16 protein-coding genes and 2 pseudogenes are annotated in these 23385 nt (G+C 45.3%); 13 read left to right on the forward strand and 5 right to left on the reverse strand.

The features are described from left to right. Positions 1-91 precede the first annotated feature (91 nt). The 8 genes and pseudogenes from QUB37_RS08750 to QUB37_RS08785 all read left to right on the forward strand — a co-directional run. A pseudogene (locus tag QUB37_RS08750) lies at positions 92-196 on the forward strand (IS1/IS1595 family N-terminal zinc-binding domain-containing protein); the annotation flags it as partial. A gap of 60 nt (positions 197-256) precedes the next feature. Continuing rightward, complete coding sequence (locus QUB37_RS08755) at positions 257-1522, forward strand: NYN domain-containing protein (RefSeq protein WP_445300011.1); 1266 nt, start codon at positions 257-259, stop codon at positions 1520-1522. Between the two features lie 210 nt (positions 1523-1732). After that, positions 1733-2761 carry a phosphate ABC transporter substrate-binding protein PstS gene (pstS, locus tag QUB37_RS08760; RefSeq protein ID WP_333160995.1) on the forward strand — a complete coding sequence of 343 codons (1029 nt, stop codon included), beginning with the start codon at positions 1733-1735 and terminating at the stop codon, positions 2759-2761. Positions 2762-2963: 202 nt separating this feature from the next. Continuing rightward, positions 2964-3965, forward strand: a complete 1002-nt coding sequence (gene pstC / locus QUB37_RS08765; protein ID WP_333160998.1) for a phosphate ABC transporter permease subunit PstC — start codon at positions 2964-2966, stop codon at positions 3963-3965. Positions 3966-4040: 75 nt separating this feature from the next. Then, positions 4041-5021 carry a phosphate ABC transporter permease PstA gene (gene pstA / locus QUB37_RS08770; protein WP_333161000.1) on the forward strand — a complete coding sequence of 327 codons (981 nt, stop codon included), beginning with the start codon at positions 4041-4043 and terminating at the stop codon, positions 5019-5021. A gap of 56 nt (positions 5022-5077) precedes the next feature. Further along, on the forward strand, positions 5078-5929 hold the full coding sequence (gene pstB, locus QUB37_RS08775; RefSeq protein WP_333161002.1) for a phosphate ABC transporter ATP-binding protein PstB: 852 nt from the start codon (positions 5078-5080) through the stop codon (positions 5927-5929). Between the two features lie 537 nt (positions 5930-6466). Further along, positions 6467-7738 (forward strand): APC family permease, encoded by a 1272-nt coding sequence (locus QUB37_RS08780; protein WP_333161004.1) that lies wholly within the window; start codon positions 6467-6469, stop codon positions 7736-7738. Positions 7739-7780: 42 nt separating this feature from the next. Beyond that, entirely contained in the window at positions 7781-9190 is a 1410-nt protein-coding gene (locus QUB37_RS08785; protein WP_333161007.1) for an NYN domain-containing protein, read from the forward strand. Between the two features lie 73 nt (positions 9191-9263). Here QUB37_RS08785 and QUB37_RS08790 read toward each other — a convergent pair. Then, positions 9264-10541 (reverse strand): annotated as a pseudogene (locus tag QUB37_RS08790) (RNA-guided endonuclease InsQ/TnpB family protein). Between the two features lie 140 nt (positions 10542-10681). On the opposite strand from QUB37_RS08790, the gene QUB37_RS08795 reads away from it, so the two are divergent. Then, the gene (locus QUB37_RS08795; protein WP_333161009.1) at positions 10682-11389 is read left to right on the forward strand and encodes an SDR family oxidoreductase; all 708 of its coding nucleotides are present in this window, start codon (positions 10682-10684) and stop codon (positions 11387-11389) included. Between the two features lie 401 nt (positions 11390-11790). Further along, positions 11791-12852, forward strand: a complete 1062-nt coding sequence (gene hppD / locus QUB37_RS08800) for a 4-hydroxyphenylpyruvate dioxygenase (RefSeq protein ID WP_333161011.1) — start codon at positions 11791-11793, stop codon at positions 12850-12852. Positions 12853-12872: 20 nt separating this feature from the next. On the opposite strand, the gene QUB37_RS08805 is transcribed toward hppD, so the two are convergent. Both QUB37_RS08805 and QUB37_RS08810 read right to left on the reverse strand, forming a co-directional pair. Beyond that, positions 12873-13406, reverse strand: a complete 534-nt coding sequence (locus QUB37_RS08805) for a GNAT family N-acetyltransferase (RefSeq protein ID WP_333161013.1) — start codon at positions 13404-13406, stop codon at positions 12873-12875. Then, entirely contained in the window at positions 13387-15438 is a 2052-nt protein-coding gene (locus tag QUB37_RS08810) for a diguanylate cyclase domain-containing protein (protein WP_333161015.1), read from the reverse strand. The genes QUB37_RS08805 and QUB37_RS08810 overlap by 20 nt, the downstream gene beginning before the upstream one ends. 577 nt (positions 15439-16015) lie before the next feature. Between QUB37_RS08810 and QUB37_RS08815 the strand changes: the two genes are divergently transcribed. Next, positions 16016-16702 carry an HAD family hydrolase gene (locus tag QUB37_RS08815; RefSeq protein WP_333161017.1) on the forward strand — a complete coding sequence of 229 codons (687 nt, stop codon included), beginning with the start codon at positions 16016-16018 and terminating at the stop codon, positions 16700-16702. A 146-nt stretch (positions 16703-16848) separates the two neighbouring features. On the opposite strand, the gene QUB37_RS08820 is transcribed toward QUB37_RS08815, so the two are convergent. Both QUB37_RS08820 and pgeF read right to left on the reverse strand, forming a co-directional pair. Then, positions 16849-17460: a CPP1-like family protein gene (locus tag QUB37_RS08820; protein ID WP_333161019.1), complete on the reverse strand. Its 612-nt coding sequence runs from the start codon at positions 17458-17460 to the stop codon at positions 16849-16851. 243 nt (positions 17461-17703) lie between these two features. Beyond that, positions 17704-18582: a peptidoglycan editing factor PgeF gene (gene pgeF, locus QUB37_RS08825; RefSeq protein ID WP_333161021.1), complete on the reverse strand. Its 879-nt coding sequence runs from the start codon at positions 18580-18582 to the stop codon at positions 17704-17706. Positions 18583-19151: 569 nt separating this feature from the next. On the opposite strand from pgeF, the gene QUB37_RS08830 reads away from it, so the two are divergent. Continuing rightward, positions 19152-20948: a peptidoglycan DD-metalloendopeptidase family protein gene (locus QUB37_RS08830; RefSeq protein WP_333161023.1), complete on the forward strand. Its 1797-nt coding sequence runs from the start codon at positions 19152-19154 to the stop codon at positions 20946-20948. 74 nt (positions 20949-21022) lie between these two features. Then, positions 21023-23383, forward strand: coding sequence for a hypothetical protein (locus QUB37_RS08835; protein ID WP_333161025.1), 2361 nt, complete (start codon positions 21023-21025; stop codon positions 23381-23383). The last annotated feature ends 2 nt before the right edge of the window (positions 23384-23385 follow it).

Genomic DNA, 23385 nt, shown 5'->3' on the forward strand with positions numbered 1-23385 from the left:
CGAAGACGCCAAGGGCGCAAAGGAAGAGGAAGAAGAAGATAGGTAATGCCTTGTTCGGTTCGGGAGTAGGTTGCATAATGGGTTAATGAAATGTCCTCGATGCGAATCTGACCAAGTTCGTAAAAACGGCCGTCCCAACGGGCACCAGCGGTATCTTTGCAAAGCTTGCCGCAAACATTTTTTTGAGCCGCCCGGCCCGCACTCTTTAAATGGCAAATGCACCGAAACACGGTTAAACGAAACTATCCCGCAAGGAATCGCCCCTGCAACCACCACAGAGTCCGGCGGGATTGCGATTTTGCTGTTAGATGCCGAAAATCTCAAACTTAAGGTTAATACAGAACAATTTTTAGCCGGTTTGTGCGACTATCCCCTGCAAGTTAAAATTGCTTTTGCTAACTGGAAAAACCCAAGTATCGGCAAGTTGGATGCTGAACTTTACGATCGCGGTTACGAACTAATTCACGTTCCGGGTGGTGCTAATAGTGCTGATGGTAAGATGATTGCTTTTGGCGCGGCTATTTTATATCGATATCGGGATGTCAGACAAGTTTTTGTCTGTTCTTCGGATGGTTTGTTAAATCATCTTTGCAATCAGTTGCAAAATCAGGGATTGACTGTGTTTCGGGTGCGTCGGCAAAATTCTGTTTTGTCTGTAGAAAACTGTCAGAATGGTGAGAGCAAGCACTATTCTTGCGAAAGGGAAGAGGAAATCCCTAGTTTTGAAGAATTGGCTAATCAAGTTGCAGAGTTGTTGAAGGCTGAACACCAATCTATTGATGAGCGAATCGCTCGTTTTTCTAGTGTGGCTGAGCTTTTTCAAGAGCGCCGTAATGTTGCGTTCAATTCTACAACTTCCCATGCAGCAACACTGTTGGAGTCAGCAGAAGACAAAATTTCTTCTGGGACTAAAGAGTGTGTCACTCCTCTTGTCGTGGATCTAGATATTGAATCCCAAAAAGTTCCCGAAACCAAGTCAGTAAATTCAATTGGGATTAATTCGCTGGATGCTTTAGAAAAGATACTTGTAGCAATGATTGCGAAAGCGATAGTTGAGTTAAAACAGAATGCTATTCCTGTAACAAAAATCAAGAAACAATTTTATACTAAATATCAGTGTCATGCCGATTTACTTGTGAAAAATTTTTTGCCTGATTCTAGTTTAATTAATTTTTTTAAATCGCGTCCGTCTGTTTTCAAAATGGAATTGCTCGGTAACGAACATCAAGTGGCGATCGCTCCAAAAGCAGCAGCAGCCTCAAAAACAGAGTCCTCAGCCGCCCTGGAAGCATCTATAGCAAATATTGTACTGGCATTAACTGCTAAATCTCCAGGCAATTACATTGGCATTAACCAGGTAGCCACCGAATTTCACAAGCAATACGGTCAACCAATTACTAAAAAGCTGCAATCGCTGCATTTGGGTAGCAATTTTCACGATTTTTTGCAGTCATGCCAAAAATTTAAAGTTCAGAAAAAGGGTAAGGATCATCAAGTGGCGATCGCACAGGCAGATCCCTGACTTATTTAAGAAATCCGGTTTCCGAGTCTTCGGTATGAAAATTTAATCTAAAGTTAACCAAAATTTAAAACAAGCTTATTCTTTTATTATTTAATCTAAAATTAACCAAAATTTAAAACAAGCTTATTCTTTTAGATCCTTTTCTTTGGATGTTTCAGTCTATCCTATGGAGGAGATTTGCAAAGTCGGCTATTAAGGGAGAGGAGGAATATGAATTTTTTCACAGGACGTTGGCGACGTAGTTTTATAGTGACACTAGCAGCAGCAGCATTTTCGCTGACTTTGATTAGTTCCGCTGTAGCAGCCGTCACACTAAACGGTACGGGAGCAACTTTCCCCAAACCTCTTTACGATCGCTACTTCTCTCAGATGAGAAGTGCAAATCAAATTACTGTAAACTACGAAGGAACTGGCAGCGGTGCTGGCATCAAAGCATTCATTGGAGGCAATGTTGATTTCGCAGGCAGCGACGCGCTGATGACGGCGGCGCAAATAGCCGAAGTAAAGCGCGGCGTCATGGCAATTCCCACTGCTGGCGGTGCTGTTGCAGTTGTTTACAACTTGCCCGGAGTGACCAATCTGAGGCTAAATAAGGATGCCATGAACGGCATCTTTGAAGGCAAGATTACTCGCTGGAATGATCCTAAAATAGCCGGAATTTCTGGACAAGCTAAAAACTTGCCAAATACTCCCATTCGAGTAGCTGTACGCGCAGATAGCAGCGGTACAACCTTTATTTTTGCTAATCACTTGCAGGCAACTGGTAGCAGCATCAAAGCTGCCGCTCAGCCGAGTTGGCCAGGAAGCCCTGTCAGGGGTCAAGGAAACCCCGGCGTAGCTGCTTTGGTGAAGAATACAGCGGGTGCGATCGGCTACGTTCAAGATACTTATGCTCGGCAAAACAATCTCCAAACAGCATTTATTCAAAATAAAGCTGGCCGGTTTGTAGATCCTAGCTTGGCTGAAGCAGAGAAAGCTTTAGCAGGGGAAACATTCCCCGCCGACTTCCGCTTAGTAGAAGGCAATCCTAACGACGGTTATCCGATTGTTGGTTTGACTTGGCTGTTAATCTACAAACAGTATCCTGCTGCGAAAGCAGAGGCTATTAAAAAGATGGTTAATTGGGTGATGACTACAGGTCAAGGTATCAACAAACAGTTAGAGTTTACTAGCATTCCTTCAGCTACAGCTCAAAAGGTGGTTCAAACAGTTAATCAGACTGTGGTTGCCAGAGGTTAATTCCGGCGATCGCGCGGGGTTAGGAGTTGACGAGTTAAATCGATAACTCAAAATTCATAAACTATCAGGTTAATGTGCGCTAAATTTACTGTGTAAGGTACGCAATGCGTACCTTACATACCAGGTGCGTAGCGCGCAGCCAGTGCATTAGAATTGCTCTTCTTTTAAGCAAATATTTCACTTTTTACGCACTAATTCCGGTATGACGAATATTTCAAAAAAACCGAAGAGATTGACTCGGAAACAGACAGAAATAAACACAGAAGTAGATTTGACAGATACTGCTGGTGAAGGTCTATGGATGGAGTCAGGATTTACACTGTTGGTATGGGGTTTTGCCCTAGTGACAGCGGGTACGCTGTTCTGGATGAGTGCGGTAATTTTTAAAGATGCTTGGCCTGCTATTAGCCAATTTGGACTCTCATTCTTGTGGAATCGCAAGTGGGATATCGGCGAGTTGCAGTTTGGGGCTTTGCCGTTTATTTACGGTACTGTAATTAGTTCTGCGATCGGCATAATCATCGCACTTCCTTTAGGGCTGTCAGTAGCTATAGTTACTAGCGAGAACTTCTTACCCCTTTGGGTGCGATCGCCCTTGGGATTCATGGTTGAATTAATCTCGGCTATTCCCAGCGTAATAGTTGGCCTTTGGGGAATCTTTGTTTTGATTCCCTTTTTGTTGCCATTGCAGCAGTCATTGTTTGATAATTTCAGTTGGTTTCCCTTGTTCAGCAGCGAACCTTTAGGCCCCGGAATGCTGCCCGCTGGGATACTTTTATCGATTATGATTCTGCCCACAGTAGCCGCAATCAGCCGCGATGTCTTGCTGTCAGTTCCAGTCGATTTGCGAAGTGCTTCGATGTCTCTCGGTGCCACTCGCTGGGAAACAATATTTAAGCTGTTATTACCAGCAGCTAGTTCAGGAATTATCGGCGCTACAATCTTGGCATTGGGACGCGCTTTAGGCGAAACAATGGCCGTCACAATGGTGATTGGCAACTCGATTCAAATTAACCCATCCGTGCTCGCTCCCAGCTACTCAATTCCTGCTGTTTTGGCGAGTCAATTTAGAGAAGCTCTCGAACCGCTGCACATCGGCGCTTTGATGTATTTAGCCTTAATTTTATTTGTGATTACTTTGTTTGTAAATGCGATCGCAGTATTGTTAGTTCAGCTAATTGGGGCCAAGGGAGCTAAAAATTAGCATCATCGCAAGCAATTTGGTCACAAGCCGCGCCGCCGGATTTATCCCATGGTTCAATCTAAAATCTAAAATCGCATGACTCAAGCACAAAATTCAAACAGTATTCTGGATGCAGAAATCAACAACCCCCTGTCCCTAAGCCGAACTTTTTTCAGCCGGGGAATGACAGTTATCGCTTTCGCTCTGACAGTTCTGGCTTTGCTCCCTTTGTTTGCTATTTTATACAATATTCTGGGGGAAGGACTCACACATTTGAGCTGGGAAGTGCTAGTGTCTCTACCAGCACCCGTAGGAGTTGAAGACCAGCCTAACGGCTTTGCCAATGCGATTATCGGCACTGCTTTAATGGTAGGAATTGCTACAGTAATAAGCGTCCCCATAGGCGTAATGACGGGAATTTTTGTGTCTGAGTTTGGTAGAGAAAACAAAGCTATCGCCAATAGCATTCGCTTTATCACCGTCATTCTCAGCAGCGTTCCCTCGATCGTAGTTGGCGTCTTTTCCTACGCCCTAATCGTCGTTACCACCAAAGCATTTTCATCCTTAGCAGGCGGTTTTGCCCTCGGTATCATCATGCTTCCAGTTGTTGCTCTGACAACAGAACAAGCATTAAAATTAGTGCCTACTTCTTACCGCCTCGCTTCTGCTGGTTTGGGAGGCGGACGCTTTCAAACTATGTTTCGCATTATCATACCCTCAGCACTTCCAACTATTACCACAGGTATTTTACTCGCTGCTTCCCGGGCCGCCGGGGAAACTGCACCGCTGATTGTAACGGCGTTGTCGAGTCAATTTTGGCCTCCTTTAGTTGATAAGTTGGGCGAGATAATGCAGTCTCCTATAGGTGTAGAAACTATCTCAAAACTCAAAGAAATTCCCGAAACACTGCTGACTCCGACTCCTTCTATGTCGGTATTAATATATAGCTACGCCAGCTCTCCTTACAAGGAGCAGAACGAATTAGCTTGGACTGCTGCCTCTGTGCTTTTGGGCATGGTTTTAATTGCTAGCGTCGCATCCCGTATAGTAACTCGGAAACGCGTGCAAAACCGATAAATCAATAGCTAAAGTGCATCTCTAAGTCAAATATTAACAATATAACCAGACCAATAATGAAACCTAAAGCTAACTTAAAATCCGAAGACTATACACATCAATTCCTAGACGATGCAACCCCGGAAATTGACCCCAATGCAATGCCAGCACTGCGGGTTCAGGACTTAAGTTTTTATTACGGAAGTCACAAAGTCTTAGAAAATTTATCGATGAATATTCCTCATCCGCAAATTACGGCTATTATTGGCCCTTCAGGTTGCGGCAAATCTACCTTTCTCAAAGCTCTCAACCGGATTGGTGAATTGGAGGGAAAGGTTCAAATTAAAGGAAGAGTAGAGTTTTTTGGACAGGATATTTACAGCCCGAAAGTAAACATTAATAGTTTGCGCCGCCAAATTGGGATGGTGTTTCAAAGACCAAATCCTTTTCCGCTGAGCATCTACGATAATATTGCTTACGGGGTGAGGATTTTTGGTCGCAAAAGCAAAGCAGAATTAGATGAAATTGTGGAATCTGCACTCAAAAGTGCGGCGCTTTGGAATGAAGTCAAAGACGATTTGAAGAAATCGGCCCAGGGGATTTCGGGGGGACAGCAGCAGCGACTTTGTATCGCTCGCGCTTTGGCTGTGAAGCCGAAAATTTTGCTGATGGATGAACCTTGTTCGGCTCTTGATCCGATTTCCACGATGAAGATTGAGGAGTTATTTCAGACTCTGCGGCAGCAGTTAACTGTTGTGATTGTAACGCACAATATGCAGCAGGCGGCTCGTGTTTCTGATTACACGGCATTTTTTAATACTGATGAAAGTCGCATCGGCCGGCTGGTTGAATTTGGGCCGACAAGTAAGATTTTTACTTCTGCGGGCAATTCCAGTACGAGAGATTACATTCAAGGCCGTTTCGGTTAATACTTACCAAAAAATTGGGTCTAAAGCCCCCTCCTTCTAGGACGACTTTTTATTCTTGGTCGTGATAATATTGTAATGTGGCTAGGGTATTCAACCACATTAAAAACCCAGTCGCCGGAAGGCAACGCACCTTGAAAACTGAAGTTATGGGCTTGGGCGCAGAAAAGCTTGCGCGGGTAAAAACTTCGAGCAACAAGTACGCCTAGAAACCAGTATTTTGGGTTTTGAATTGTACCGTGAGGCACACGGGAACAAGACTCTGCAATGAGTCGAAAGCTTGAGGACAGAACCATCTCTGGTAAGTACAGGAAGCTGTACTTATTAAGTGGACTGAATGATACAAGAATCTCTGCCCTTCTAGGGCGGAGAGTTGTCAAATCTTGAACCTCTTTCAGAACAGGCAAGATGCCTGTTCCACAACAGACAAATATTTTTGTGCAGGCATCTTGCCTGCTATAGTTATATCTTCAGAACAGGCAAGATGCCTGTTCCACAACAGACAAATATTTTTGTGCAGGCATCTTGCCTGCTATATTTATGTCTTCACCACTTCTGAAGCGAGAGTTGGGTATTTTCGGCGCAACTCTCATGGGCCTGGGATCAATCCTCGGTACCGGAGTATTTGTGAGTATCGGCATTGCGACGGAAGTTGCGGGGCAGGGAGTGATTTTTGCTGTAGGTATTGCAGCTTTTGTTGCTGTTTGCAATGGCCTTAACAGCGCTCAATTAGCGGCAAATCATCCTGTTAGCGGCGGTACTTATGAATATGGCTACAAATATCTCAATCCTTGGCTGGGTTTCACTGCAGGCTGGATGTTTTTGTTGGCGAAAACGGCTTCTGCGGCTACTGCTGCTTTAGGTTTTGCGGGGTATTTTTTAAATGCAGTTGGTGTAGCCGATCGCACTTACTTGATCCTAACAGCTTTAGTCGCCCTCGCCACCGTTACTTTAATTGTATTGACGGGAATTAGGCGATCGAATATTGCCAATACTGCCATAGTCTCAGTTACACTTTTATCCTTAGCGGTGTTTGTTGCTGTCGGTTTGCCAGAGGTAAGGTGGGAAATGGCCACCGTACAGAATAATAGCTCGATCGGCTCCATCTTCCAGGCCACCGCCCTGATGTTTGTCGCTTATAGCGGTTACGCCCGCATCACCACAATGAGCGAGGAAGTGCGAGAACCGAGGGAAACCATTCCCAAAGCCATAATTTTCACTTTGGTGCTGACAATGCTGCTTTACGTCGGGGTAGCAGTAGTTGTCGCGGGCGCGGGGGGAGCCGATAAATTGTCTTTACAAACAGGGGGCACGGCTGCACCCTTGGAAGTCATCGCCCGGAGTTTCCGAATTCCGGGAGTTTCTCAACTGCTAGCCGTCGGCGCAATTACCGCTATGTTGGGAGTCTTGCTGAACTTGATTTTAGGGCTGTCGCGCATCTGGCTGGCGATGGGGCGGCGCTTGGATATGCCGAGAGTCTTGGCGCGGCTGAATCCTTCGGGGACAACTCCCTATGTGGCTGTGGTGGTTGTGGAAGTTACGATCGCACTTTTAATCCTCGTCGGCGATGTCAAAACCACTTGGTCATTTAGCGCTTTTAGCGTTTTGATTTACTACGCTATCACCAACCTCGCCGCGCTGCAACTTTCCCCCGCCGAAAGGCTTTATCCGCAGTGGTTGGCTTGGGTGGGTTTGGGAAATTGTCTGTTTCTGGCTTTCTGGGTGGAGAGGCAAATTTGGCTGACAGGATTGGCATTAATTGTCGCGGGTTTAATTTGGCGGGCGATCGTCCGACTCCCGGCGAAAAACTAGAATTGTGATAAATTGAAACAGCATTCCGCATTGTAGAGGGCCATGCCCGATCGAACTCCCTTGCTGGCGACTCAAGAATCTCTGGCATTCAGCGCCATCAGTCGCTATATCGCTCAAACGCTAATTACCATTCAGGAAAAGCATCCCGAATGGATAACTGAAAAATATAGGAAAACCCCCTGGGCCAAACCTGATTTTCAGTCAGTTTTGATTGGAAAATTGACAAAAAGTTTCAGCGTAGCCAGCGATACAGATTCCCTGCTGCTGACTGCAAAAAAATACCTACAAATTCTGCTGATTCCAGAATTCGTTAATTCACCTCAATTCAGCAAATTATGTGCCCAAATTCAGCAGCTAGCCCAATCTCAAACAGCACCAGCTAAATCAGAAAACTCAGTTTCGTCAGAACCTCCAACTCCAACAGCCAATCAACCAGCTCCGCTTCCTGTCGGCATTGCTATCTTGCTGCTAGATGTCGAAAACTTGCAACTCACCATCGAAACCGAAAAATTCCTAGAGGGAATTTGCCACTATCCCATCCAAATCAAAGTTGCCTTTGCCAACTGGCGCAGCATGGGCAAAAAAGATGCCGAATTTCACCAGCGCGGCTATCAACTAATTCACGTCCCCCCCGGCAAAGACAGCGCCGACTTAAAAATGGCTACAGTCGGCGCATCGATTTTCGTACATTATCCCACAGCCAAAGAGATTTTTGTCTGTTCGTCCGATCGCGCCCTCACTCACCTCAGCAATACACTGCAAGCCCACGGACTAACCGTATTTCAAGTCCGCAAACAAATAGATAAAATCATAGTTTTAAACAGCAAAACCGGACAAGTGGAAACCCATTCCCTCGTAACCACACCGGAAATTACACCCCTAGAACAATTAGTTATTCAGCTAAAAGAATTAATCAAAAAAGAGCAAAAACGCACCTCAACTCAGTGGATCAAACTTTCTACAATTTCAGCTTTATTTAAAGAGAATTACGGTTTAGTCCTCAATCAAGTTGTTGCCCATCATTTGCTCGGCACTAAAACCAGGGATATCTTTCTCAAATATCCCACCGATTTTGCCCTCCACAAGCCCTCAGAAACTTCTCAAACTTATGTCACTCTTTTTGAGGTGAGATTATCGCCCCCACCGCCAATACTTAACCAAGAAAATCTGAATAATCACCAGGCAGCACCTGCGACTTTGACAGATATTAATTCTCTGGAAGACTTGGAAAGAGCTCTGGTCAAAATCGTTGGCGACTTAACAGACAACTCTCCTGAAAATTCTGTATTTCTCTCCAATGTAGGCAGCGAATTTCACCGACAATACGGCAAACAAATTACCCAAATAATTAAAGATTTTAATCTCGGTAGGAAATTTACTAAATTTTTGCAATCCTGCGCTTCTCTCCAGCTAAAAAAAGCCGAAAAAGGCTGGCAAGTTTCCCTCAATTAATTAAAATTTCAAATATATAAGCATCCCCATTACTAGCAACTTGAGTTATCATAGTTGGTAAAAGTATAGTCATTTATTGCATGACATGGGAGGCGTTGAATCCCTCCCCTTTCACTTTCACTTCGAGCGGATTGACCCGCCTTGGCTGAACTACGCAGCTCCCTATCCCATTGCTAAACGCATTTGGGATTGCTTTTCTCAAAATATTGTAAGATCCGTTAACATCCGCATTGATTAATTGACCGACCGATGTTTTGTACAATCCTCTCTTAATTCGCTTGCCACTAAATGCGACATCATTAGCGCCAGTCTTCCCATAAACAGGGATTGGGTCTAAAGCTAGAAAGTTCGATTTAGAAGTATAGGATTCTTCTTGCACAATCACCCGTATCCCAACCAATTCAGCTTTGTATTCCAACATTTCAATTAATCGGGAATGAGGAACACTTACGAAGTTCTGATTGGTTTGCTTCCCTAAGCTAATCTCGCTCTTCCATTGTAGGTTTTTTCCAATTATTAGCTTCCCCATCTTTCGTGCGACGAGAAGATTAATTATAAGCCTGCTGGAGGAGTGCAAGTAATTATCTACTTTTTGATTGCGACAACGAGTTAGGCGTTGAATACGGGATGATTTCTTGCTACTTCCTTTCAATTGAGATTGTAGTTTTGCCTTACGCTTGTTGTAGAACTGATTGAGCGATTTCAATGGTCGCCCGTTAATCAGGAGAGGGGTAAAACTCGACTGATTAGAAGTTAACGCCACTAAATTATTTAGTCCCTAATCGATACTAGCTACTGCTTCTGTTTGAATCTGTTCGACGGTGGACTCCGGTTCATTATAAATTACCTCAATTACATAGGAATCACATTTGGGAACCAGCCTAACTTGGCAAATTTTATCTTATTTTATTTGGGTTTTTATTGAGATTTGTGTACCCGAAAGCTTGATAATTCCTTTGTTCAACTGCTTGCTACTAATCGCCTGAATCGTATAGACAAGAATATTTCGACCCTCGACTTTATCTTTGTACTTCGGTAGTTTCGGGCGACCAGTAAATTTAGAGGAATCAACTTTGTAAGCTTTGACAGCTTCAAAAAACGATTTCCAGTTCTTGTCCAATATCATCAAGATTTGTTGACTTACCTTGGCTGGCAAAACCTTGTAGGCTTGATGAGACTTCATTAAAGGGTTCATCTCGTTGTAATTAATGTAACCCCATCCATAGACAAAACTCTGACGGATGACGTAGTTAGCGGCATTGTAGAGATTCTTGGATTTAAAAGCTAATTCATCAATCTGGGCGAAACGGTGTTCCGTAGATTTAATGATGTGCCTCTCTGCTAGTTGCATCCAGACTCTCCATTTTTTAACTAGCGCAACAATTTTGGATTGGACTTTCTTGACTATCGGATACTACCATTGTTTATTGATGCTTACAATCTTAATGAAGTTTTATGATACAATCGGGACGTAAAGAAATGTAAAGGGATATGCACGACAAAGTTGTGGTTGTGGTGGGTGCGAGTGGCGGCATCGGTTCAGCGGTGGCCCGCAAACTCGCTGATGCGGGTGCGAGGCTAGTGCTCGCCGCCAGAGACAGCATTAAGTTAGACGCTTTAGCTAGCGAACTTTCGGCAACAGAGGTACTGTGCGTGCCCACGGATATCACCGATTTGCCCCAAGTCGAAACGCTGATGCACAAAGCTGTGGAACATTTCGGACAAATTGATGCCCTCGTAAACGCCGCCGGTGCCGGAATTCTCAAGCAGTGGAACAAGTTAGAACCCGCTGATTTAGATGCAATGCTAGACTTGAACTTAAAAGGCAGTTTTTACACCTCTCAAGCCGCTGCCAATGTGATGAAAGAACGCAAAGCCGGCCACATTTGCAATGTCATCGGGATTTTGGGCAAGCATTCGATGGCGATGGGAACGGCTTATTGCGCTTCAAAGTTTGGGGTGGTTGGTTTCAGCAAGTGCATGGCAGATGAGCTGCGACGCTACGGCATTAAGTTTACGCTATTCTATTTTGGCGGGGTGGATTCTCCGTTTTGGGATAATGTGAGTTTGAAGGTAGACAGGTCAAAAATGCTGAGTACCGAAACTGCCGCTAATGCGATTATGTTTGCTCTTTCGGCTGACCCGCAAGCTGTGCCGATGGAGATTAATATTCAGCCGGAAAGTCATTTGTTCTTTTAGCTATTAAGGAGTGATTAGAAGGCCAAAGGCAGTGGAAGCTGAAGACCGGAAAAATTATGATATTTTTAGGTTTGAGAACTTGTACAGCACTTAATTATGTAGGGTGTACGGGCGGGCGCACCTTACCCCTATAAGTAGCACGTCAAACCATTTTTTTGGCTTAGTCCTATTGGCCAAGGCCTAGCGACCAAATCCAAGTTATCGCAGACACCGGGTTTCTTTTAATTGCCGACCTATTTCTGCCTTCAGGAAGAGTTAGGGTATTCAATCTTTAGGTTATTATTATGTGGTTACGCAATAAAAAGTATGAAAAATATCCATTACTCAGTCCCTCCCTTGCGATTTCGCCTTGAAAATCAGCAGATTTTCCATTTTTCAGTTTCCATTTTCAATTATTGATTATGGAGTTCCATCGCATTCAATTTTACGTTGAAAACGCTAAAATATCCCGCGACTGGTTTGTGAGCCAGTTAGGCTTTCAATCAATAGCAGGTTATGCCAATAGCCACACTCACACTGAAGTTGTCAGCAGTGGCAATGTATGTTTTGTTTTATCTTCGCCCCTGACACCCGCTAGTCCCGCTGCTAGTTGGTTCAAGTTTCATCCTCCAGGGATTGCCGATGTGGGTTTTCGGGTAAAAAATATTGAATTAGCGGTAGCTAGAGCGGCTGCTGAAGGCGCTAAAATCCTGGAACCGATTCAAGAAGACCTAAACGCAGGAGGCTATTTTAAGCGGGCAAAAATCGCGGGCTGGGGAGATTTAAGCCATACGCTCGTGGAGCGAATTGGTAGCCATTCACTGCTATCGGCTTCGGATAAGCTGCCGTTGTTTACCCGGATAGACCACGTAGTGTTAAATGTTGAATCTGGGGACTTGTCAAGTGCTGTGAGTTGGTATCAAAAAATATTAGGTTTTCAAGCGCAGCAAAATTTTGACATTCAGACTGAGAAATCGGCTTTGCGGAGCCAAGTTATGGTGCACGCTGAAGGTGGAGTGCAATTCCCAATTAATGAACCGGCATCAGCTAATTCTCAAATTCAAGAGTTTTTGAGTGCAAATCGGGGGCCGGGAATTCAGCACATGGCTTTGCAAACTAATAATATTGTGGGTGTTGTTGCCGATTTGCGATCGTGCGGTTTGCCTTTTCTGCCAGTTCCTCCAACATACTACTCCGAATTGCAGCAGCGGCAAAACTATTTGCCCGCAGATTGGCCAGCAATTGCAGCTTGTCAAGTTTTGGCAGATTGGCAAGAAGATACTCCCGCAGCGATGCTGCTGCAAATCTTTACCCAGCCAATTTTTTCAGAACCGACTTTCTTTTTCGAGATTATTGAGCGCCGAGTTAGTTTAGTTAACGGCAAACAGGTGCAAGCTGGAGGTTTTGGTGCGGGGAATTTTAGAGCTTTGTTTGAGGCAATTGAACGCGAACAAATGAAGAGGGGAAGTTTAATAGATGATTGACAAAAACTCCTCTTTTTAGGTCATAAAGGCGTGTTAATTAGCACTGCGATATCTTTCCAACCATAGGCAATTTCTTTGAGTGCAACTCCTGCTCTAGTTGTTTGCTGTTCGTCTACTTTTTCACCTCCTAATAATTCATAAAACCTATAGGCTGAATTGTCTCCTAGTACCCAAACTAGCATCGAGTTCAAACTTAATTCTGCCAATTTTGTGGCAACTGTTCTCACGAGTTGCCGTCCGATTCCTTGACGCTGATATTCCTCCAAAATATAGATGGCAAATAATTCTCCTTTATATACAGATTTGCCGGTGCGCTCGCAACCACCCGCAGCAAAACCTACAATTTCTCCCGATTCATTCTCAGCAACGCAGACAAAAACCCCAGTATTTTTGACGTTTGTCAGGGTTTCTTGCCAACGGCTTTCTGCTTTTTCATAGGACAGTTGCGCGAGGTAATCTGCTGGTACAATTTTTCGGTAAGCTGTCCGCCAAGTATCTAGATTCACCCGTGCGATTGCAGGTGCGTCAGCGATTTTAGCTTCTCTCACAATCATCAGAACATACTCCTTTTTGGCCCTGAAATTCTATTTTCAAGTCTAGGGCAACTATACGATCGCGCCCTTCTAGTTTAGCTCGATACAGCGCTCGATCGGCCTGTCCAATTAACTGCTCAATCGATAAACCAGCAGCAGGCACAGCATTAGCGATCCCCATACTGAGAGTTATAAACTTACTTACCTTGGAAGCAGCATGAAAAATTGCAGCAGCTTTCAAATCGCTGCGAATTGCTTCAGCTACCCGCATTGCTCCTTGCACATCAGTCCGCGACAAAATTACCGCAAATTCTTCGCCGCCGTAGCGGGCGGCTAAATCTCCTACCCGCTGAGCGTTGCTAGCTAAAATCTGGGCTACTTGTTTTAAACATTCGTCGCCTCCTGGATGCCCGTAATGATCGTTGTAAAGTTTGAAAAAATCGATATCGCACAAAATTAAAGATAGCGACTCTTTTTCTCGCTCCATCAACGGCCATTCTAATTCCAATTTTTTGTCAAAACAGCGACGGTTGGGAATTTGAGTCAATCCATCCACCGAAGCGAGCCGCTGCAATTCCATGTTAGCTGCTTGTAATTCTAATTTTGCTTGTTCTAAAGCTAAATTTTGCAGAGCTAATTCTTCGCTTTGCCGTTTTTCTTGTTCGTACAAAAATCGGATTGAAGCTTCAGCTTCGTGCAATTCTTGCTCCGCATATTTGCGCTTGACAAATTCTCCTAATTGAGAACTTACCACAGCTATGATCTGAAGTAAATCTTGATCCGGTGGCAGTTCTTCCCGGCAAAAAAAAGTCATTACTCCTACAACTTGGCTCCTAGCGTGAATGGGGAAACCGAATCCCGATCGCAGTCCCGCTTCCTGGGCCAAGCGCGATCGCACGAAAGTGGGATCGCCCACAAGATCAGTAATCCACTGCGTAGAACCGCTTCGGGAAACCGCTCCCGGCAAACCCTCACCCGCAGCCAAAGTAATCTGCTGATCGTTTTCGGCAAACTCCCTAACTTCCTCCGCTGCCTGCCAAACGGCCACCCGCCGCCAACAAGGAGTTTCCTTGATCGGACAACAAAGTGGCAGGCACCAAAGCGGATCTGTTTCAGATTGTATTTCCTCACCCAATCTAGTTTCTTTCTCCGCCTCTGCAGGCGTCCAAAGTTCGCCAAAATCCCACCCAAAACTTTGGCAAATAGCTTGCAAAATTTTCGGAGTTGCGCTATCTAGAGAACTCGATTCTGACAGGATATGAGTCACAGCATACTGTGCTTCTTGACACTTTTTTATGCGTTGTTGCTTGGTAATGTCTTTGCCGATATAAACAAAATCTTGTATAACCTCGCTATCTGTATCCGGGCTTCCTGTGATTGTCTCGAAAGTAGAACATGAAAATGCGACAATCAGATTTAAACCTATTTTCGTTTTGCAAGCTACTTTTACTTGAGGCCAATATTGGCTTTTAAGTGCAGGAGGTAGCTGGCTGACTTTGCGTAATAATTCCTCCTCTGCCGTAATCATGGATAGGGATTGACCGATTAATTCCGATTCGGTATATCCAAATAATTGCTGTGCAGCTTGATTCACTTTTTTGATTTGGCCCGATGCTCCTGTTACGAACAAAACATCCCCTAGGGAATTAATAATTTTGTCAATATAATCGCCAGCCGCAGCTAAGTTATCGACTTTCATACTGTTTTCGTTTACAGCCTGAACCATGATTTTCTGAGCTGCAATGCTATCTGTCACATCTTCGCATAAAATAATCAATCTGTCAGCGTTGGCTTGTCCCTTATAACCAAATATGTACAAATTTAGATACAAATAAGATCCGTCTTTGAGAACTCGGTTAATTGATTTTAACTGAAAATCTTGTTCTCGTTCTTCAATAATATCTTCAAGGATTCCTTCAATTCCAATCAGTTCAGGAAAACTCTCGCGCACGTCTTTTCCTTCGGCTACTTCTTCATGAATGTAGGCAAAATCTTGCACTTTCAAAGATATTTCTTTAATCTTAAGTTCCCGATCGACTGCGAGGTATTCCATCCTGCGTAAGGATAAAAGCTTATAAAGAAGAATATTAATACTTCTGGGGCTGCTCTCTACAGTTAATGTTGGAAGCGTCTCGTTATTGTAGAGCATCTCTCTCAAAGGTTAGCCGGTAAAGTTAGTTGTTGTTTGGCTGCGACGATTTATCATGGGAATTTTTATACTGGCAGATGTCATCACCTGTTACCGCTGGCTAATTTATGCAAACAGTACACTTTGGATTCTCCAAGCAGTTTTTTGCTTATTTTAAAAATGGTGCCAAATAGTAATTGAACCAACTTCTTTTGAGAAAGCGCAGTCAAAATCAGCCTCGATTGAGGTTGAGATTTATGAACAATATGTAGCGGTTTACACTATTTGTCCGGCACATTTTAATTTTAAATTCCCCGATATGGCTGACAACTGCTCAAGTTGAGGAACAGCACAGTTTAATTGAAATGTTTGCTTTAATTAGCACCATTCCTATAGACCTTACCTCCCCTGGGTATTTGTGTCAATTTTTGTAAACAAAGTGTTACCTTTAAATGATATAGTATCGAAGGATTTGTATAAAAGCTTAAAAATACTCTGCTAGATGCTGAGACTTATTACCGACTTTGACGGCCCGATTATGGACGTGTCCGATCGCTACTACCGAGTTTACCAGTATTGTCTCGCCGAGACTCAACGTGAGGGGCAACCAGTGCGCGAACTCCCCAAGGCAGAGTTTTGGGACATGAAGCGCGCGCGGGTTCCCGAAACCGAAATCGCCATCCTCTCAGGATTAGACGCAGCCCAATCCCGCGATTTTGCCCAGAAACGCCGTCAAACCGTCCACACCCTACCCTACATGATTTACGATCGACCAGTTCCCACCGCTCTGGAGACTCTCGAAAAGGTGCAGCGCGCTGGAGTAGACTTAGCGGTGATGACCATGCGCCGCGTTAGGGAACTAGACGAAGCCTTCAACCGCTGCAATTTAGGGCAATTTTTCCCTGAAAACCGCTGCTATTGCCTCCCCAACGATTACGTCAAAACCGGGGATGTCAAAGATAAGCCCCTGTTAATGGCAAAAGCTCTCGCCGAACTGCCGCCGGCTTCTGACGTTTGGATGGTTGGGGATACGGAGGCAGATATTATAGCAGCAAAAACGCACGGTGTCAAGGTAATTGGTGTTTTGTGCGGAATTCGCGATCGAACCCAACTAGAAATTCACCAACCGGATTTAATTGCTAACAATTTGAGCGAAGCAGTTGAGATTATTTTAGGTGGCAATAATTAGTCGTTAGTCATTAGTCATTAGTCATTAGTCATTAGTTATTAATTGTTAGCTGATGTTATTTGTCAGAGGTCTTGATTTCACAGTTATTAGTTGTTGGCTGCTGACTAATGACTGCTGACTAATAACTGCTGACTAATGACTGCTGACTATCGCAGAAAACCGCTGACCAGCCACAGAATTAAAAACGTAAACAAAGCGATAAATTTCTCTGTTGTTATAAATGCCGGACTGACCAAAGAACCCAAAAATCCTCCCAGCAACAAGCCTATAACCAAGCCAGCCACAGTCAGCAGCACAGCCCGACCAAATTTTTGTTCTTTGCGATTAACAAAATAAAGACAAGAGCCGACCCCAAGAGCCAGAGTTAACTGTAGTAAACCATCATTAGCTGCCGGATAAATACTCAGTCCGCCTAAACCCACATACACCCCAGCCGGCCACAAAATGTCCGATCGACTAGGAGTATCGATCATCCGCTGCAACCAAGCTGGGCTGCCACTAGGAGGAGACGGAGTAAAGCTTGGGGGTGGGGGAGTCAGCCGTTCGGGAAAGCGAATGCGTTCGGGTACTTTAATTTTCCCTTCCTGTCGCTGCCGCAGGCGATCCATGAGGATCGCGTCGTAAGCTGCTTCGATCAATTCCAAACGTTTCTTGTCACCGCTGTACTGCTCGCCTAGGCGCGTGCGGGCCTCTTGCACTTCATCAAAGGAAGCATCTTCATCGACTTCAAGCAGTTGATAGGGAGTTGGCTCACTCATGGTAATAACCCGCTGAAGACTCTCGTTATAGAGCAATCTTAACAAGAGAGGAAAGCGGGGCGGGATCTCTGCCGCTTTCCCAAAAGTTTTGCTGCTAGTTTTTGGTGCTTTAAAACAGGAACCAGCAAACCTTACGAAAATAGAAACTAGAAGGCATTTGGCATTCGTAAATAAAAAATAATGAATCCAAAGATTTTTATTTTTATCTTGGCAGTCTAAAATTTTACCTTCTGCCAAATGCCCTCAGAAGGGACTTGTCCCGCAGGCACTCACAATTCCCGACCACTGGACTTTTTTAAGTCGATCGCGGCGGTACGAAAAAAAGCGAGCTGAGTCAGAATAAGTACAGAAAGGAGCGATCGCCACTTGAGAACTATCGATCCCCAACTGCTGCAATTGCAAAGCATTGCAGAGGCGAACATCCAAGCGTACCTTTCCCGGTTCTGGATCGGCCAAGACAGGCGTTTCCGGCAGTTGGTGCAAAAACTCTAGAATGCCGTCGGCTGTCGCACTAACGGCACTCTTAGGAGCAATGGTGGCTCCCAGTTCCGCTGCTACTTCCACAGATACCTGGTAAACCTCTCCAGCGATCGCCGGCCCCATAGCAATCTTCAGATTTTCTAGTTGACTGCCTTGTGCCACAAGTTGAGCGATCGCCTCTGGTAATATCTTAGCAGCAGTCCCGCGCCAACCCGCGTGAACTGCCGCAACGAGTCCCGTGCGATCGTCAGCAATCAGCACCGGCACACAGTCAGCCGAGCAAACCCACAGCGCCTCCAATTCTCGCTCTGCCACCAAGCCATCAGCCTCAGCATAGCTTGAGGCAGCGGTTTCCGGGCCCGGAGCCACAACCGGAGACAACTCAGTGGTTTTGAGTACCGCATTGCCGTGTACCTGTTGGAGTCGGTAAACCTTAGCTCCAGGTTCGAGAACTTCCGTCAGATCGATCGGCCCCTGGGGCGAGAAATCGCGAGTAAAAAAGCCGTGAGACCAGCGAGAAAGCAAGCTACAAGTCAGATAGGGCAAGCCTTCAGAACTCTGCCAGTCCCAACTGATACCGTCAGGCCCTCCGCCACACTCAGAGTCAGGAAAATTTGTCAAGCGATCGCCAGCTACAGTCATGAAACCTATCCTTACCCAAGCGAATCATTTAGCTTGTATTCTAAACAATCAAAAATTTTGTCCGCGAATTTTAAAAGCAGGGCCAGCTTTCAGAAAAAAATCGCGATGAGTAGGCGGTTTTAGAACAACTCACATCTTGCAGCCTTCTCGCTTAACAGGCTTTCCGGCCTGTTCCACAAAGAGTAGATTTTCTTGTGGGGAGTAGGGGTTGGGCAGGAGAACCCGCCCTGAAAAGATTATTGAGAATGGTGCAATATCTCAGGACGATCGACAGCGCAGAAATTTTGCAGAATCTGACAAATATAGGCAACTAATTAACATAGACGAACGCCAAAGCGCTATCATCAGTGTGGCCCTAAGACACTTTTACGCAAGTGCCATCAGGATCAAAAAAACCGGATATCGATCGCAAGTGAATGCGTAAGGCATTTGAGCTTGTTCTATGTGCAAAAAAAATTGCCTCAAGCCCGGTAAAATCAGTTAGGCCTGTATATAAAGACAAGGATTGCCATACATTCGATCCTGACTTCGAGATCCTTGTGCCCCCTGTTGAGTTGGGAAAAAAAATCGTGAAACCAGTTCCAGACAAGCAAATAACAGCCCATTTGAACACCAAACAGCAAAAAAAGAACCCTACAGGCGCCCGGAGTCGATCGCGCCTTTTGTCCGATCGCTCACTGCTGGTGGGACTGGGTTGTCTTGCCAGTCTGGGACTGCTCAGCAAAGGCTTAGTTTTGGCCCAAGCCGAAACTCCGCCAGCAGAACAAGCCGTCCCCGGCGCAGCAGACCTCCAGCCATTATTTGAAGCTCCTCTACCGCCCCCGGAACCCGCATACAGCCAAGTGGAACCAGAACCATACCCTGAACCGCAGGCAGAAGTTCCACCGTCCGAGCCTTTCGATCCTGAACCCGCCTGGGAGCCGGAGTACGCCAGCGAACCAGCTCCCACGCAATATTATCTGCCGGAGCCAGCGCTGATTCCCCTGCCAGAAGCGACGGCCCAGGAGCCGCCTTTTGAAGCGCCAGTTAACCCAGCCCACGCTGAAATCGACCAAACAGACTACAGTGTTGGCGCTACCACCCAGTACGAAGAGTACCAAGAGTACGAACCACCAACCAGAATAGAGTTTGCAGAACGATCGACCGGCTGCGAAGGAGTTGGCGGTTTGTGCGCGCCTCCTCCTATTTCCGAGCCGGTGACGGCAGATGCAGGAGAACCCAACTACAGACAGGAAACTCCGATCGCAGACGACGGTTATATTGCAGCCCCTCCTCCTCGAAATCGGCCAGAAAGCCTTCCGGGCGATGTTCGGGGAACTGTTGCCGGAAATAGTAGCGGAAATCCTGTCAGTAAACTCGGTCAAGCCGTTCAACAAATAGGCAGCCAGGTTTGGAGAGGTTCAAACCCACCGGAATCTGCTTACGCACCCCCGCGCTACTCGGCTAACGCTGGATACTCTGCAGACACTGGATACTCCGCAGATACTGGATACTCGACTAACATCGGCTACTCGGCTAACACTGGATACTCCGCAGACGCTGGGTATTATGCCGGATCTGCATCTTACGGCGGCGGCGCTCCAGCGCCCAGCATGGGACTCGGGCCGGTTCAAGTCGGTGCCGTTAGTGTCAGCAGCGGCAACAATACCGGTTTTGCTTACTACAATCTCACGCCGCGTCCCCCAGGCGTCCCCGGAAATGGCAACACCAGCTTGCTGTTTCCGCTATCTATTGCTTCGGCAATTACTTCGCCGTTTGGGTGGCGGACTCATCCGGTTATGGGCTACGGCAGGTTTCACACCGGAACTGACTTGGGGGCCCCGATGGGAACGCCCGTACTGGCGGCCTATGCGGGTCAAGTGGCGATCGCCGATTGGTTGGGCGGTTACGGTTTGACAGTGGTTCTCAACCATAACAAAAAGTCTCAGGAAACTCTCTACGCCCACCTTTCGGAACTGTTTGTGAAACCGGGAGAGTTCGTGAAACAGGGAGAGACGATCGGCCGCGTCGGGAGTACGGGAATGTCTACAGGGCCTCACCTTCACTTCGAGGTTCGGCAAATGACTGACCAGGGTTGGGTGGCGATCGACCCGGGCTCTCAGCTAGAATTCGCTCTGGCAAAAATGATCGGCAGTTTGGAAACCGCCAAAGTACCGCAAATGCCAAAAATGGTGGAAATACAAACCGCTAGCTCACTCAAGGATTGGGAAAACGATCTGCCCCAGCTTCCACCTCTGCCGCTGGGAATGGACATCGAAGTTCACAACCTCCAGCCGCCATTCCCGGAATTCTTAAAAGCTGATACTTCTAAGCCCAAAGATGCCGAAGCCGTCAAACCCAAAATTCAGAAGCAAGCTAACAGGTAAAAATTGGGGATTGGCTAGATAAATTTTCTTGTGGAGCGGTCGAAAAGCGCACCCCACAAGAAAATTAATGTTTTGTGCAACGAGCTCGCGAGATCGTTGCTTTTCATCGTTACCAGGCTCTTTCCGGTAACGATGAAAAACTGATAAAAAATGGTAACTTGCAGCTTATGCTAATAGCGCAGCATTTGTGGGAATTAATTTTATTTCTGATTATTGTAGTCGGGCCGATTCCCTTAAGCTTGTCTCTGGCGGCCGAGAATCAGAAAGAAAACAATAACTATTCATTTCCCCATTTTCTCCTTGTGTTCCTGACAGGGTGGAGTATTGCACAAGTTTGTATCGGCTTGATTTTAGGAAGTGCAGATCGACTAAATATTACTGCGGTGATTATAGCAGAAATTCTCATTTGTGCGATCGGCTTCATCCTGATTTATACCAAAAACCACAAAACTTTTACCTTCTCGCGCTGGCCGATTCCCCAACTCAAGCAACCTTTGGGCCCATCAGAATCCCTAATTATTGTTGCCACCGCTGTTGCAGGAGTTGTGCTGTTGGAAACTCTGGCAACCAAACCCACAACCAATTATGATTCATTGTGGTTTCACCTACCTGCGATCGCCCGATGGTATCAAACCCATTCATTTACCTTATTAGATGCCGCCGGAAATTGGATTTTTGAACAAGAACAAGCACGAGTTTACCCCTACAATTGGCACGTTTTATCTGCTTTGTGTGTGCTTCCCTTCGGAGAAGATTTTTTAGCCACTTTTCCCCTGCTAATTGCGTGGGTAATTGAGGGAATTGCAGTCTATCTATTGAGCGTAAAATTTGGAGCAACGCGACTTCACGGTATGGCAGCAGCATCTTTAGTATTGACAGTACCAATGATGCTGAACCAAATTAACACGATTCACCCAGACTTACCGCTAGCTGCAATATTTACAGTCGGTTTGTATCTAGGTTTATCCTATCATAACAGCCGATCGCAATCCGAACTTTCCCTATTTCTGGCAGCCACAGGAATGCTAGCCGGAATAAAAATCACTGGAATAGTCTATGCAGCCTCACTTTTAGGAGGATTAGCCATATTAGAACTTAAAAGATTCGCGGTTAATAAAAAATCCACACCAGCAAATTTTAGAATTCGCCACTTTCTCAAACCAGTCTTACTGTGCGGCATAGCTTGTTGCTTGCTTTTAGGAGGTTTTTGGTATGTGAGAAACTTGCTGCAAATCAATTATCCTGTCGGCGAAGTCGGCGATATTAAAATTCCCTTAGAGCCTGTTCGTTTACCGTCTCCAACACCTCCGGTACAGCAGCCGCCCGCTTCGCCACTTCTAAAGATTTGGCAAAGCACTTTAGCAGCTCAATTTAATCCCAGCAAATTTTCCCACTGGCAAACTGTCGGCTTACAAATTATCATTAGATTGCAACTGCCCTTTCTGGCGATCGCGCTTCAGGTATTGGCAGCGCCTCTAGCTTTTATCCAGGGTAAAACCAGAATAATTAATCAAAATAATATTATTTTAATTATACTTCTCGCCAGCACAGGAATTTTGTATCTAATTACACCTTACACCTCCGGTACTGTCGGAGAGGCGATCGGTAAACTCAGCCCTATACTCGGTTTTAACCTCAGATACGGATTTCCCTTTTTAAGCGTACTCGCCATCGCCGCAGCAGCTACAGCAACTCTCTTGAAAACTCCAAATCTAGTTGTTCTGATAGTGGTTTTGGTTAGTGGTTTGTTGGGTATTACTAGCAACACAATTTTTGATTATATTAAAAATGCTTCTTTCACCGGAGATAGTATTGTTTGGGGGAGTTTGTTGATTGACAATTTGAAGTCTAGCCCCATAGAAGGTATTAATACTATCGGAGCAATATTACGCCCCAGTTGGCAATATATATTACCATATCCGATATTTTATATTGTGTCACTGACTCTGGCTGCGATATGGTTAAAAATCAATCCGGGCTTAGGATGGCTGAATCATCTATTTCCTACCCGAAAAAAATCGATTTACCTAGTAATAATTGGTGTCTGTATAGGATTGATAGTAATTGGTCATTGGAGGGAAAAGCGAGATATTGCACGTACCGAACTGTATCGTGGTATTTACGAATATATTGATAAAAATACAGTAGCAGATGAAAGAATAGGCTTCTTTTTAAGTTCGCGCAGCTACCTGTTTTACGGGAGAAATTTGGACAGACAAGTCTTATATGTGCCGTTTAGAGCCGATCAACTTTCGGAATGGATTGACAACCTGCGGCAAAATAAAATTAGGACTGTGGGATTCGGGCCCCTGACTGAGACAGACTCAGCTACCAGAAAAGCTTTATCTTGGCTGACAAGTGCCCAGGGCCCGCTGCAACCAGTTTTCGGTAAAGATTTTAATACTGAGTCGGTGCTATATCGCTTGAAAAATTAAAA

The organism is Microcoleus sp. AT3-A2, from assembly GCF_036705685.1.
Lineage (GTDB): Bacteria > Cyanobacteriota > Cyanobacteriia > Cyanobacteriales > Microcoleaceae > Microcoleus.